Origin of the sequence: Dysgonomonas sp. HDW5A (genome assembly GCF_011299555.1) — a bacterium.
GTDB lineage: Bacteria > Bacteroidota > Bacteroidia > Bacteroidales > Dysgonomonadaceae > Dysgonomonas_A.
Genome location: NZ_CP049857.1, coordinates 722,595 through 737,121, shown reverse-complemented (window position 1 = coordinate 737,121; position 14,527 = coordinate 722,595). Strand labels below are relative to the sequence as shown.

Below are 14,527 nucleotides of genomic sequence, written 5' to 3'. Positions count from 1 at the left end.
TAAATGAAAATATATATATATTCACTTTTAGGAATCTTACTAGCAGTCAACTTCAATTCTTGCGAAATGGATGTGGTTCCTACTAATGCTGTCAATAGCGATTTAGTATTTCAAAATGCAGATAATGCAGATAATGTCCTGAACGGGACATGGAGGTATTTGTGGGATACCTACTCCACTTATCAAAACCCCGGTTTCACGACTGTCCTTTTAACCAGCGATGCTATGGGTAACGATGCGGCTCTGCAACCCGGTAAATATGGCTATCTTGCTCACTACTCATTTACAAATATGTCGAACACCACTGCAACAACAGTGACTGCAATCTGGACGTTTGCATACAAAGGGATAGATAATACCAACAGTTTGATAACCAGAATAGATGGTGTTCCTGGAGATGAGAAACAGAAAGCTAGAATAAAAGCTCAGGCACAAGCTTTAAGGGGATATTTATATCTCAATTTAGTAACATTCTACAATTTTGCTTATGCTAAAGATTCTACAGCCTTGTCTGTACCAATCTATACAGAGCCTTCGACTACAGAAACTGTAGGAAAACCACGCAGTCAGGTAAAGGACGTTTACAAACAAGCCGAAACTGATCTATTAGCTGCATACAATAATTTAGGAACATACGATAGAGGTGGCTTGAAATATAAAATGGATAAGAATGTAGTTGCGGGTCTTCTTGCACGCCTCTATCTACAAACAAACAGATGGGCACAAGCTCAAAAATATGCAAATGAGGCTCAATCTGCTTATAAATGGATGGCACAGGAAGATTATTTTAAGGGCTTTAATGATTATAATAATGCAGAATGGATATGGGGACACGGGCAAACGGCAGATCAAAATGTAGCTAGTTATAGTTTCCAATTTAAAGACGTCTCTTCGAAAGCTTCGGGTTATTACAGCTTTATGGCTGATCCTTATTTTAAGGATTTATTTAATAACGATGCAGGCGATGTTAGATTCAGATTATTCGAATGGGATACAACTCGTTTCTTAGGTGGATTGATGTATAAAAAATTTGTAATGCGATCAAACGAAACTGGAGATATTGTATTAATGAGAAAGGCAGAACAAGTATTGATCGAAGCGGAAGCCTTTGCTGAATTAAATCAATTGAGTAATGCCATAGCTAAACTGAATGAGTTAAGAACTCAGCGTGGAGCAGCGACACCTGATCTGGCAGGTTTATCAAAACAACAGCTTATCGAAGAAATTCTGATAGAGAGACGTAAAGAGCTTTTTGGCGAGGGATTTGCTTTATCTGATATTCTTAGACGCCAAAAGGCAGTAGTAAGGAAAGAGGTTCCTTCAGGAACATTAATCCCGGGAAGTCAGACGATCAAAATGCAAGGGCATACAGTGACAAAATTACCTGATGGTAAAGACTTTGTTCCTAATAGTACCTATTATTTATTTTCGATACCATCTACGGAATCGACAAATAACCCTAACTTGTAATTTAAGATCTGAACTAAAAGGAAGGTCAAAAATAGATTAACATAAGTTCTATATAATTTTCAGAAGATAGCCTATTGGCTATCTTCTGTTTTTTCAAACCTAATCGAATCTATGTTAAGATTAGAGACAAAAGTCTCGAACTCTTTTAGTGAAGATTTTGAAAAAGTTATTAGTTTTATAATATATATGCATTAAACCTATTTATCGTTTATTAGTCAAAGCAACATACAAATCTATTAATTATGAAAAAGATTATAGTAATAACTACTTTGTTCCTTATAAGTGTTATCAGCTCTGCTTCCGAGTATATATTTTATAAAGGCAATTCAACCTCTGTCTTTGATATTGTATTTACGATAAAAGACAATAAGATGTTTAATGGCAGAAATACTGCTTTTTCAGATAATATCATATACACAATAAAAGACAATTCAATATACAAAGGTAATTCAACCTCTGTTTTTGATGTTGTATATACTATAAAAGATAATAAAATATTTGCAGGTAGAAGTACTGCTTTTTCAGATAATATCATATACACTGTAAAAGACAATTCGATATACAAAGGTAATTCAACCTCTGTTTTCGATATTGTATACACTGTAAAAGACAATAAGGTGTTTGAAGGCCGTAGTACTGCTTTTTCGGATAATATTATTTATACGGTCAACAATAGTGAGGATATATACAAAGTTATTTTGCCGCTTCTATTAATGTGAAAACCCCAAAATATCACTATTTGAGGATTCCAAATTTCGTGGAACATAGTACCAGAATCTCGAACTCTTTTAGTGTGGATTTTGGAAGGATTACTATCTTTATCGAAGAGTTTATTATAAACTATAATAATTTTTGTCAATCATAGTAGTAAATTAACCTGAAAAATCATGAAAAAACTTATTATTACATTTCTTTTTATAGTCATTTGTCTGAATGGGTACTGTCAAAGTATTAAAGTCTATAAAGGGAACTCAACGTCCTCATTTGACTTGGTTTATACCATCAGAGACGCCAAAGTCTATAAAGGGAACTCAACGTCCTCATTTGACTTGATTTATACCATCAGAGACAGCAAAGTCTATGAAGGGAACTCAATGTCTTCTTTTGACTTGGTTTATACCATCAAAGACGATAAAGTCTATAAGGGGAACTCATCGTCCTCCTTTGATTTGATTTATACCATCAGGGACGGTAAAGTCTATGAAGGGAATTCAACATCTTCTTTTGATGTGAAATATACTATTCAAAAACAATAGATTCCCAAACATTTCTGGATGAGAATTCGATATTTGCGGAACATAGCACCAAAGTCTAGAGGTTTTTTTGTGAGGATTCTGAAAAAATATTCCCTAAATGGAAAATATTATAATCAATTCGGCTAGGTCTATTGGTGTACGTATTCGATATTTATTTCTGAAGACCATAGGATTCCTAAACCATTAAAATATTTAAAAGGAAGTTCTGATGATGAGGCTAATAACTTAAGTCATGGTTGTATAAATACTCTAATAGGATTACCTATTGCGTTTGGGGTAATAATAGGACTTGCTTATCTATATTTTACATTTTTTGATTAAATAAAAATCCCCAAACATTTCTGTTCGAGGATTTAAAGTTTCAGTGGAGAATATCGGACTCGAACCGATCACCTTTAGACTGCCAGTCTAACGCTCTAGCCAGATGAGCTAATCCCCCGTTCTCAATTATGCAACAAAGATATAAGATTTTCCCGAACTGTTGCCTTATTGAGAAAAAAAGAATAAATTAATTGCCTACATCTTTAGGCAGAGCTTCTGTCTGTTGATGTGTCATTGATGTTGCTTTATTTGATTTTCTGTTGTTATCCAGAAAGGCTCCAATAGCAAATGCTGTCGGAAGGATAGTAAGTGCCGTTAAAGCTACCGCAACATAAACCTTTTTCAAGTGTAAATCTCTTTTCATACGCATCCCTTCTTTTTAAATGATTACTACTCTTATAATGATAATTCGGAGAGAAAGTTCAGAAAAAAATTAGATATTTAAGCATAAAATGATATTTTTTTATAGTTAAATAATTATCAGGGTCTTGTGTTAATTGCAATTAAATGTTTATTGTGATATATTTACTTATAATAATCTGTATATGTGTATTTTATGTGTTGGGTCGATTGCGCCTTGATACTAAAAGCAAATTATCTGATTATCTTTGTATAAAGTATAGATAAATTTTATAGAATAATTATGTTGATATTTAATACGACTTTGCATGTTGAAGATGCAATACAGGACGAATTTATAGCCTTTGTAAAGACTTATTATGTGCCTCAGGCTGTAAAAAGTGGTTTGTTGAATCATCCGACTTTAGCCAAAATAGAACGTCAGCATGAAGAAAGTGGGGTAAGTTATGCCTTGCAATTTAAGGCAAAGGATATTGACACTTTAAATAAATGGGCAGAAGAAACAGGGGAGAGCCTAAGTTTGGAGATGGGGCGAAGATTTGGCACTAAAGTGGGCGGATTTGTTACTCTTATGGAAGAAGTATCGTTATTGTGATAGTTTATAGGCGATTCAGAATTGTAATAATCTTTGAAATCAAACTTACGTATTGGTTTGAATAAAGTTACCATAATAAAAAATTAATGGCTAAAATAGATAAAGAGCGTATTATTCTGGGGATTGACCCCGGTACTCAAATTATGGGATACGGAGTATTACGCGTTTTAAATAATAAACCCCAATTGATAACAATGGGGGTAATACAATTAAGTAAATATGACGATCATTATCTTAAACTGAGACGTATTTTCGAAAGAGTTCTCGCTTTAGTTGAAGAATATCTTCCGGATGAATTAGCAATTGAAGCTCCGTTTTTCGGGAAGAATGTACAGAGTATGTTGAAGTTGGGACGTGCTCAGGGAGTTGCTATGGCGGCAGCCTTGTCAAGAGATATTCCGATTTTCGAATACGCCCCTCTGAAAATAAAGATGTCTATAACGGGAAATGGTAAAGCTGCAAAGGAGCAAGTTGCCTATATGCTTCAGCAGTATTTGAAAATTCCCGATGAAAGTATGCTCCCTCAACTGGATGCGACTGATGGATTGGCGGCAGCTGTGTGTCATTTTTTTCAAACTAATAATCCGACTCAAGAGAAAAAATTTAATAGTTGGAAGGATTTTATAAATCAGAACCCTAATAAAGTAAAGGGAGATAAGTAGATAACGTATCAGTGATTGCCGCTCTGTTTTAGTAGGGCGGTGTAAATAATTGGATATTCAGGATTGGTAATGTTTTAATCCACACGCGGATCAGTTCCCCATTTCAGCTTGTTTTTTAAGGTACTGTAGAATGTTTGTCCTATGCGCTTTATTACAAGTACAGAAGTTGCAGCCTTCTTAATCTGGAGAGTTGTTCCATTTACAGGCATTGCTTTAGAACGCCCGTCAAGGGAAATTAAGAAGCATGAACTGCGACTTCTGACATGTAAGGTCAGTATATTGTTATCTTCAATAACTAAAGGTCGTGCACTCAGACTGTGGGGTGCGATTGCTGTGATGATGAAGTTTGAGGTGTTTGGTGCCATAATGGGGCCTCCTACACTAAGTGAGTAGGCTGTAGAGCCGGTTGGAGTAGAGACAAGTAAACCATCAGCTTCATATGATGTAAGCCTTTCTCCATTGATATTTACATCAATTGTAATCATTGATGACGAATCTTGTTTGAGTATGGCTATTTCATTAAGGGCATAGTCTACTATTCCGGCGGAAGAATCGTTAACGGTCAATTTAAGTTGGCTACGTTCTTCTATTGTATAATTACCTTTTAATATTTCGGACAGAGTTTCTTCCATATCTTTTTCCGAAACGTCAGCCAGAAAACCAAGCCTTCCGGTATTGATACCCAGAATTGGGATGTTTTTTTCTCTTATAGCTGACACCGTACGCAAAAATGTACCATCACCACCTATACTGAAAGCCATATCTAAATTGAGGTTATTATAATCTATAATACCGGCAACGTAATCCTTCAGGTCAAGGTCAGGCTTAAGATATTCATAAAATTCTTTTTGAATGAAAATCTCAACATGGTTCTGAGATAAGATATCAAAGACCTTTTTTATTTGTTCTTTTTTTTGATATTTTTTGCCGAAAATTCCAATTCTCATAAAAGGTACATTTTTCTGTCTGTTTATCAAATCGCTCATTTAATGGAAACCACTCTGATATTGAAAAAGCAATAAAGGTCTTTGACCTTAAAAATACTGAAATAGTATCAAGTTTCGGTATTTACTATTAAATTTGCGTAATAGTATATGAGCAATGATGCAAAGTTGGTGAAAAAGTTTTATTATTAAATACATTCATTCATAAATTGCTGTATTTTCAAGTATAACTATCGGGGTATTTTGTATCAGAAAGAAGTAATAAAAAGGTCTGTGACCTAAATCACAAAAAGAAGCTATCATGACACAGTTGAGCGTAAACATAAATAAGATTGCAACCATACGAAACGCACGAGGAGGAGATGTTCCCAATGTTTTGCAGGTTGCTCTCGATTGCGAGAGGTTTGGAGCCCAAGGCATAACCGTGCACCCTCGTCCCGATGAACGTCATATCAAGTTCAAAGATGTATATGACTTAAAAGCTCAGATAAAGACGGAGTTTAATATTGAAGGTTATCCCTCAACTGATTTTATAAAACTGATTAAAACAGTAAAACCGACTCAGGTAACTTTAGTTCCCGATGCACCCGATGCGATAACATCTAACGCAGGATGGGATACAAAAGTCCATCAGTCGCTTTTAAGTGATCTTATAGATGAATTCAGAGCAATGGGAGTTCGTACATCTATATTTACGGGCACTGATCCCGAAATAATAGAGTATGCAGCTAAAACGGGAACAGATCGAATTGAATTGTATACCGAACCTTATGCTACTTTGTATCCGAAGAATAAAGAAGAAGCTATTGCTCCGTTTATAGAAGCTGCAAAGATTGCCAAAAAACTGGGTTTAGGAATAAATGCCGGACATGACCTGAGCTTGGAGAATCTAAACTTCTTTTATAAAAATATTCCTTACATTGAAGAGGTATCTATTGGTCATGCATTGATAAGTGATGCTCTCTATCTGGGATTAGAAAGAACAATTGCAGCATATAAAAACTGTTTGAAATAGGTCGTAGACCAATAAAAAAAAATTGCCGATGGCTATGGTAAAAGAAAAGACAATAAGTTTGGCGGGAACAATAGCGTTTCACGTAATTCTATTGTTGTGTTTACTATTCTATTATATTAAACCCGTTAGTGATAACAGATACAGTCAAGAGATGGGTGGTGTACCCGTAATGTTTGGAAACGTTGCTGATGCATTAGGAGATGATGAGCCCTTCGGACGAGGAAACGGACTGACCGAAGATGTTACAGAGCCTATAGAATCAGACCCGACCATGCCCAATAATTTAGGAGAGTCAACACCCGAAACAAAGGTGGAGCCTATTCCCGTAAAAGCACCCACGCCTAAAGTTACAACTAAAGAAACCAAGGCACCAACAGCAACACAGGATGTGGAGAAAACCATCGCTATAAATGAAGCAAAAAAAGCCGAAGCAGAGAAAAAGCGAAAAGAAGCTGCTGCTGCAGAGGTAAAGCGTAAGGCTCAGGCTGAAGCCGATAGGATAGCACAGGAAGAAGCTGCCCGAAAGAAAAATATAAATAGCCAAATGGCTGGTCTGTTTGGCAATGGATCGGGTAGCGGTAGCCGAGGTAATACACAAGGAACCGGAACCCAAGGTTCGCCTTCAGGAAATGGAAGTACTGGAAAAATCTCAGGAGTAGGAGGCTCAGGAACCTACGACTTGGGAGGAAGAGGAGTAGGTGCAGGAGGTTTGAAGCTTCCAGATTATCATGTGGACGATTACGGAACTGTGGTTGTTGATATAATTGTCGATCCAAAAGGAAACGTAATAGAAGCGAGTATTGGCAAAGGAACAAATACGACTAATGCCAGTTTAAGAAATGAATCATTACGAGCTGCCCGTCGTACTAAATTTGCCACAAGTTCTAATTTGAATAATCAAAAAGGTACAATTACTTATAAGTTTAACCTGAACTAAGTTCACAGACCCTTTTTGTTGCTTATTCAAGTATAACAATTATAGATTGTTGTAACTCTAAAAAAACACCCATAAATTTTATTCTTTACTTAATTAGAATTGAATATGAAAAAAGCATTGATTTTTTTAACAACAGGATTTGAGGAAATAGAAGCTTTGGCTACTGTAGATATATTGAGAAGAGGCGAAGTGGATGTAAAAACGGTGTCGTTGACTGACGAAAAAACAGTGGTTGGTAGTCATGCTATTCCTGTAGTTGCAGATGTATTATTCTCGGATATAGATTTTACTGCTATTGATATGTTGATCTTACCGGGTGGTACAACTAAGATTAATGATCACGAAGGATTAAAAAAGCAAGTAAAAGCATTTGCCGAGGCAGACAAAGATATAGCTGCAATTTGTGCAGCACCTATGGTTTTAGGAGGTTTAGGATTGCTTAGAGGTAAATCTGCGACATGTTATCCCGGATTCGAAAAATATCTGGATGGAGCAAATCTGAAAACACAGGAGGCTGTAGTTATAGACGGTAAAGTAGTAACAGGTAGAGGTCCCGGACTGACTTTTGATTTTGCCCTTCAATTGCTGGAGATATTGGCAGGTAAAGAAAAGAGACAAGAGGTAGCTAAAGGTTTATTATTAGCATAATCAGATTGATATATAAATAAAAGAAGGCAGGGATAATTTAATACCCCTGCCTCTTTAATATATTTGCATAATATTATTTTGGATATTAATGAACTTTAAATCATTTCTGTAATCTTGGACAGAAATCAATATTGATGATAAAACCACTGACGTCACTAAGGTTTGTTTTTGCCTTTATGGTTTTTATGAGCCATAATATTCTTTTCGACAAAGGAACAAATCCGTTTCTTCACCATCTCTTTTACGAGGGATGTGTGGGAGTTAGCTTCTTTTTTATCTTGAGTGGTTTTATTCTGACGCACGTCTATCAACAAGGTTTTAACGAAAATAAAATCAGTAAAGGAGCTTTCTATGTAGCACGTTTTGCACGTATATACCCTTTGCATATTCTCACGATGTTGATTTGGGTGTATATGAGAAAGGATCACCCGTTGAACGAACCTTATATAACCAATTTTATTTCGAATATATTTCTAGTACAAAGCTTTTATCCTACCGATGAAATACGATTTAATACCGCAGCATGGAGCCTTTCGGACGAGATGTTTTTCTACCTCTTGTTTCCTCTGTTGATAGCTTGGTTCGCAACTATGAAGCGTAAGTTTGTTGTGGGTTTTACTTTAGCAGGGATTCTTGTATTTCTTCTATGTCCGATATTTAACGGGACTAAAAATCAAGAATGGTTTCTTTATAGTTATCCTCCCGTGCGGCTATTAGATTTTGTTTTAGGAATATTGTTTTATAATATATGCCAGTCGGTTAAGGTGGCAAATTTTAGAAGAAAGATTTCACCTACAGTAATGGAGATATCAGCAATCTTTCTATTTCTGGTTTTCTATATAGTAGCTTACTTTATACCCGAAGTTTATCGCTATTCTATGTGGTACTGGCTGCCTGTAGGAGTATTTATATCTGTATTTTATTTTCAGGCAGGCAGTATTTCTAAATTCCTGTCGAATGATACATTTATCTGGTTGGGCGAGATTAGTTTCGCTTTCTACATGTTTCATGCGATAGTTCTTTGGTATATAAGAAGAACTTTCATTTTGTTGGATATGGATGTCGATAAACCTGTTGTTTTTGTTTTGGGGCTTACCTTGACTATTGTAGTCTCCGGCTTGTCTTTCAAATATTTTGAAACTCCGGCAAATAAATGGGTGAAAGAAAAACTGAGTAAGCGTCTTTTAGTAAAGAATACCTAGAGTTAGCTTACTATAGCCACTTTTTCTTCTTCAAAAAGAGAAGGGCTAATATAACAATTAGCGTCATAATTCCCCACGCAACAATATAACCGTATTTCCATTTCAACTCGGGCATATATTCAAAATTCATCCCCCATACCCCCACCATAAAAGTCAAAGGTATAAAGATTGTAGATACGACGGTGAGCTTCGTGATAACATTATTCATCTTTAGGTTATTGTTGTTGAAGTATAAATTGCCTAATGATGTGATGGATTCATGGAATATATCAAGGTCATCAGAAGCCGTTCTTAATCGGTCGTCGTAATCATTAAAATATATTTTATTCTCTGACTTTATTAGTTGGTTGTCATTATGTAATATATTCGAATACTCTTCACGCATAGATGTAACGGCACGCTTCAATAGCGAATAATCTTTTTTTCGGGTGCGTATAAATTTCATTATATCAATACCCTTAGTGTCATTATCAATGAGTTTATCCTCCAAGTCATCTATTTTTGTAGCTAATTTTAAAACGGTATCATTGTATAGAGATTGTACACAATTGAGTAATATATATAATAAATAATCCGCTCCTTTTTCACGTATTTGTACTTTCGAATTTTTAATAGCCTCCTGTACATCTGTAAATATAGGACTGGCATTTTCCTGAAGGCTTATAACATAATTATCTCCTAATATAAAAGCAATATGATCCAGATCCAACTCCTGAGATCCATCAATAAAACACCCCGACATTAATATAAAAGTATTATGTTCGTATGTAATAACTTTGGTTACGTTACGCCACGACAGTAAATCTTTTACGTCAAATCGTGGTATGCCGAATGACTTACAGATATTATATATAATTTCGGCGTCGGCTATCCCCACTATTTTAAACCAGTTTATGCAGTCGTCCTTTATCAAATCTTTTATTTTATCAGAAGGAGGAATGGATTTTGTAGAAACTTGTTTTGTGTTATATTGCACCAACTCTATAGATGTCGGAATCTGTATATCTCCCAAATAAGTAAGATTTTCAAGCAGGTGGGCATTCTTTATATGTTTCCGGCTATGAGTTCTGGTAGAGTTCCGTTTTGCCATAATATTGTGTATGTTGATTAAGTCGTTTTACTATTGGATATTTATAAATGACATTGATTATTATACTTGGATAGAGAATGAAAAGGTACGAGACCTTAACTAGATCAAAAATAAGAAAAAATGCTATATTTGCCACTCCTATTATGATTAAGTGTGTCGAAATATTTATTCTATAGTCAATACCGTCATAAAAGGCTATTATTTATGTGTTTATCTGAATAGCGGATGGATATATACATAATAAACATACTAAAATTAAATATTGAATGACTATTGATGAATAATTCTTTTGTAAATGCATTGTATGGTAAGAAGTTACAGATCTTCTTCCTCTTTTATATGATTATGTTTCTTCCACTTTTGAGTCCTTTGGCTCAAAATCTTTCTTATAAACATGTTTCGGTTATAATAATAATTAACTTAATACTTTTTATTTCCATAGGTATTTTATTGTTATTCTGTAAATCGAGGACTCAAAAATTAGTCTTTTCCGGTTTATTCATAATCTCTTATCTCCCTAATACAATATACACCAGTTATTTGTTGTTTGCTCATGTTTTACTCCAGAAAGACAGTGTTATAAGCTTATTCGAAACCAATCCTGAGGAAAGCAAAGAGTTTTTAGTGCATTATTTTAATCCTTGGATTATAGTTGGATGTGTAGTCTATATACTCTTGTGTTTCCTGATTATATGGAAGATGAGAGTCGGCAAGCCTTTAAAAGTAAAGGAACATAAGATAGCTTTCTTCTCGGCTTTAGTTTCTTTAATATTGGTTGTATCGCTTCCTCACTTGTCAAGGTCTGTGTATTTTGTTAACTTTTATAAGTTATTTGTCAATTATAAAATTAGGCTGAATAAAGAGGAGTGTGCTATTCTGGAACGACAATCACAACCTTATGAAGTGACTGACATTCATCAGGATACAGTACCCAAAACCATAGTGGTGGTGATTGGCGAATCTTTAACACGGCAGCACATGTCTTTGTATGGTTATCCAAGAAACACGAATCCTAAATTAGCAGGATTAGGGGATAGTTTATTGGTATATGCCGATGTAATCTCACCTCAAGTGCATACCATTCCCGTATTACGTTCGGTATTGACATTGGCTGACAAGGATAATCCCGACCACATTACAGAAAAACCTTCTATATTCGAGCTGTTCAATAGAGCCGGCTATGAGACTTATTTTATAAGTAATCAGCCTTTTGGCGGAAACTTTAAGACCAGTTATGATGTATTGCTGAATTTATCGAAAAACATCTCAAACCTGGCTCCCGAAAAACAATCGGATGAAATAATTTTTCCAGCATTTAAAGGTATCTTGGCAGAAGATAAGAAAAAAAATAAGCTAATACTGATACATCTTATTGGTAATCACATGGCGTATGAGTTTAGATATACTCCCTCTTATAATGTATTTAATAACGAGAAGGATCATTTAATTCAAGAGACCAAGTTTCGTGATAAAAAAGCAATACGTACTATAGATAAATATGATAACTCTGTTTTATACAATGATTTTATAATTTCTCAGTTAATATCCATCCTGCATAAACAATCGGACAAAAATGCAGCTTTGGTGTATTTCTCTGATCATGGGGAAGAAGTATATGAGACAAGAGAGTTTGCCGGGCATGCTTACGAAAAGGTATCGACCTCAATGTGTGAAGTTCCTTTTCTGGTATGGATGTCTCCTGAATTTAGAATGCAACGTCAAGATCTGGTTCTTGATACGACACGCAGTTATTCGACCTCCGATTTTTTATTTAGTTTATCTGATTTGGCCGGATTACACTATTCGGATTATGATGATAAGAGAAGTATTTTCTCTATGCAATTTGAGCCCAAAGAACGTTACGTAGGTGAATTGACCTATGATGAGGTGAAGGGGAGAAGTAATAAAAAGTAGTAACCTTTTCGGGTTACTACTTCAATCCGAAATTATGGATTATAAGTTAGAGCATCTGCTTCTTTTTTCAGCGCTCTTACCTGAAATGTAAATAATATAAAAGTTACGATTACTGCAAGAGCATCTGCTACAGGCATCGATAACCATATTCCTTTTAGTCCCAAATGCTGAGGTAGTATGTATAAAGCAGGAACCAAAAATAACACCTGACGGGTAAGACTTAAGAAGATCGACTTACCTGCTTTACCGATACATTGGAAAAAGTTGGTCACAACAATTTGAAACCCTGCCAGAGGAAAACATATAACAACAAGACGAAGTGCTGTTGCCGACTTCTCGGCTAGTTCGGGACCCGGTCCGAAGAAACTGACAAATATTTGAGGAAAGAAAAATCCCAGAATAAAACCGAAAGTTGTGATTATAGTACCTACCTTGATTGTATAGATTAATGTCTCCTTTACTCTTTCGTAATTCTTGGCTCCGTAATTATATCCTACAATAGGCTGCATACCTTGTGTCAATCCTAGTACGATCATTACGATAAGCATAAGCATCGTGTTGGCGATAGTATAGGCGGCTATCGACATATCGCTGGAGTGTGAGTCCGTACCTCCATATATTTTGAGCTGTGCAATAATGAAAAAGACAACTACAGATGCCGTAAGTTGTATAAGGAATGGCGACATTCCAATGGATGTTATCGACCAAACAATCTTCTTATTCAGTCGAATGTTTTTCCATCTAAGTTTTATATAACTATTCGGATTGATAAAGTGTTGCATCACAAAAGTAAAGCCAATAACCATAGCAATAAAAGTAGCCGCAGCTGCACCTTTCATTCCCCATCCTAAGTAATGTATAAATATGGGGGCTAGTATAATGTTGGCTACTACACTGATAAGCATAGTGATCATCGCTTTTTTCGGATAACCCGATGCCCTCATCATATTATTAAAATTGAAGCATAAGGACAGGAAGAGATTACCCGGTAAAAAAATGACAAGAAAATCTCGAGCATACGGATAAGTCTCTGCACTGGCACCCGCGTACATGAGTACAGGTTTTAGGAATAGAAGCAATAGTCCGATAACAATGCCACTGATGATAATTGTCATAAGGAATGAAGTACCTGCTATCCGCTCGGCTGTATCCTTATCTTTTTTTCCCAGATAGATGGAAATACGACTTGCCGAACCCGCTCCAACAAGCATACCTACGGCTGCTGTAATATTCATAATAGGAAGTACAAGACCTAAACCGGCCAAGGCGTCATCTCCAACCCAGTGACCGATGAAAACACGGTCGATCACATTATAAAGTGAGTTGACTAATGTTCCTACAATAGCAGGTAGTGCATATTGCCAGAGTAGTTTAGCAATGTTTTTGTTTTCGAGTTCGTCAACATTTGCAACTTGTTGCATTTTTTTAGAATTTAAGAATGAAGAGCAATGGAATACGTAAGATTGGCAATAAAGATAACTGCTCCATATTATCTTTAATGATCTGATAATTTTATGAAACCCGGAAGGAGACAATAGTTACAAAAGGTATACTATAAAGTGACAAAGGTGACCGCCATTGGGCTGCAAAGTGTATACTTCTGTCACTTTTGTTTTGTGTTGATAATCAGTATTTAATAAGTAAAAAGGTTACAGAAGTAACAAAAGTGCACACATTTCCGGTGTTGCTTATTTATCCTTTTTTTAGTCTCTGTTCTCAGAGGCTGTTTCATCTAATATAGATAAAACTCCTATTTATTACCCTTCCCCAAAGGTAAGAGTATCTCCTTCTATTCGCGTTTTTTTGTTTTCAGATAAAGCAGCACAAAGTTATAGAATTATCCTCTAAAACTTCAATTTTTTTGAAATACCTGACCCTTTTTTATTCAATAAGCAGCAAGATAAATATCACCCCGATGAGTAATCGGATTGTAGGGTTAATCAATGGTAAATAAAGATAAATAATAGTAAAATGGAGCTTTTGAAAGATAATAGTAGCTTTGAATGATAGGTTATTTTAAATTGAGGATTTATATTTGAGAACGAAAAACGATCTGTAAATATAAATATAAGTAGCTGAAAGTATTTAAAGCCGTATTTTAAAGATGTAACTA

General features: G+C 35.4%; 14 protein-coding genes and 1 tRNA gene. 10 read left to right on the top strand and 5 right to left on the bottom strand.

Annotated features, from left to right (window positions below; translation table 11 throughout):
- Positions 1-3 precede the first annotated feature (3 nt).
- From G7050_RS03065 to G7050_RS03055, 3 genes are all read left to right on the top strand, one after another.
- Positions 4-1,470 carry a RagB/SusD family nutrient uptake outer membrane protein gene (locus tag G7050_RS03065; RefSeq protein WP_166111040.1) on the top strand — a complete coding sequence of 489 codons (1,467 nt, stop codon included), beginning with the start codon at positions 4-6 and terminating at the stop codon, positions 1,468-1,470.
- Positions 1,471-1,712: 242 nt separating this feature from the next.
- Entirely contained in the window at positions 1,713-2,189 is a 477-nt protein-coding gene (locus tag G7050_RS03060) for a hypothetical protein (RefSeq protein ID WP_166111036.1), read from the top strand.
- A 168-nt stretch (positions 2,190-2,357) separates the two neighbouring features.
- Entirely contained in the window at positions 2,358-2,726 is a 369-nt protein-coding gene (locus tag G7050_RS03055; RefSeq protein WP_166111033.1) for a hypothetical protein, read from the top strand.
- A 365-nt stretch (positions 2,727-3,091) separates the two neighbouring features.
- On the opposite strand, the gene G7050_RS03050 is transcribed toward G7050_RS03055, so the two are convergent.
- A tRNA-Ala gene (locus G7050_RS03050) sits at positions 3,092-3,165 on the bottom strand.
- Positions 3,166-3,234: 69 nt separating this feature from the next.
- Positions 3,235-3,411 carry a hypothetical protein gene (locus G7050_RS03045; RefSeq protein WP_166111030.1) on the bottom strand — a complete coding sequence of 59 codons (177 nt, stop codon included), beginning with the start codon at positions 3,409-3,411 and terminating at the stop codon, positions 3,235-3,237.
- A 279-nt stretch (positions 3,412-3,690) separates the two neighbouring features.
- Between G7050_RS03045 and G7050_RS03040 the strand changes: the two genes are divergently transcribed.
- Positions 3,691-4,002: a DUF4286 family protein gene (locus tag G7050_RS03040; RefSeq protein WP_166111027.1), complete on the top strand. Its 312-nt coding sequence runs from the start codon at positions 3,691-3,693 to the stop codon at positions 4,000-4,002.
- Positions 4,003-4,097: 95 nt separating this feature from the next.
- Entirely contained in the window at positions 4,098-4,664 is a 567-nt protein-coding gene (gene ruvC, locus G7050_RS03035; protein ID WP_166117617.1) for a crossover junction endodeoxyribonuclease RuvC, read from the top strand.
- A gap of 74 nt (positions 4,665-4,738) precedes the next feature.
- Here the strand turns inward: ruvC and G7050_RS03030 are convergent, their stop codons facing one another.
- Positions 4,739-5,611, bottom strand: coding sequence for an NAD kinase (locus G7050_RS03030; protein ID WP_166111024.1), 873 nt, complete (start codon positions 5,609-5,611; stop codon positions 4,739-4,741).
- Positions 5,612-5,909: 298 nt separating this feature from the next.
- Here G7050_RS03030 and G7050_RS03025 point away from each other — a divergent pair, with 298 nt between their 5' ends.
- The 4 genes from G7050_RS03025 to G7050_RS03010 all read left to right on the top strand — a co-directional run bounded on the left by G7050_RS03025 (position 5,910) and on the right by G7050_RS03010 (position 9,410).
- A complete protein-coding gene (locus G7050_RS03025) occupies positions 5,910-6,623 on the top strand; it encodes a pyridoxine 5'-phosphate synthase (protein WP_166111021.1) in 714 nt (237 codons plus the stop codon).
- Between the two features lie 28 nt (positions 6,624-6,651).
- Positions 6,652-7,560: an energy transducer TonB gene (locus tag G7050_RS03020; RefSeq protein WP_166111018.1), complete on the top strand. Its 909-nt coding sequence runs from the start codon at positions 6,652-6,654 to the stop codon at positions 7,558-7,560.
- Between the two features lie 105 nt (positions 7,561-7,665).
- Positions 7,666-8,208, top strand: a complete 543-nt coding sequence (locus G7050_RS03015) for a DJ-1 family glyoxalase III (RefSeq protein WP_166111015.1) — start codon at positions 7,666-7,668, stop codon at positions 8,206-8,208.
- A gap of 134 nt (positions 8,209-8,342) precedes the next feature.
- The gene (locus G7050_RS03010; protein WP_166111012.1) at positions 8,343-9,410 is read left to right on the top strand and encodes an acyltransferase; all 1,068 of its coding nucleotides are present in this window, start codon (positions 8,343-8,345) and stop codon (positions 9,408-9,410) included.
- A 10-nt stretch (positions 9,411-9,420) separates the two neighbouring features.
- Here G7050_RS03010 and corA read toward each other — a convergent pair whose 3' ends face one another.
- On the bottom strand, positions 9,421-10,500 hold the full coding sequence (gene corA, locus G7050_RS03005) for a magnesium/cobalt transporter CorA (protein ID WP_166111009.1): 1,080 nt from the start codon (positions 10,498-10,500) through the stop codon (positions 9,421-9,423).
- Positions 10,501-10,776: 276 nt separating this feature from the next.
- On the opposite strand from corA, the gene G7050_RS03000 reads away from it, so the two are divergent.
- Positions 10,777-12,414, top strand: a complete 1,638-nt coding sequence (locus G7050_RS03000; RefSeq protein ID WP_166111006.1) for a sulfatase-like hydrolase/transferase — start codon at positions 10,777-10,779, stop codon at positions 12,412-12,414.
- Positions 12,415-12,446: 32 nt separating this feature from the next.
- Here G7050_RS03000 and G7050_RS02995 read toward each other — a convergent pair whose 3' ends face one another.
- Positions 12,447-13,835 (bottom strand): MATE family efflux transporter, encoded by a 1,389-nt coding sequence (locus tag G7050_RS02995; RefSeq protein ID WP_166111003.1) that lies wholly within the window; start codon positions 13,833-13,835, stop codon positions 12,447-12,449.
- Between the last annotated feature and the right edge of the window lie 692 nt (positions 13,836-14,527).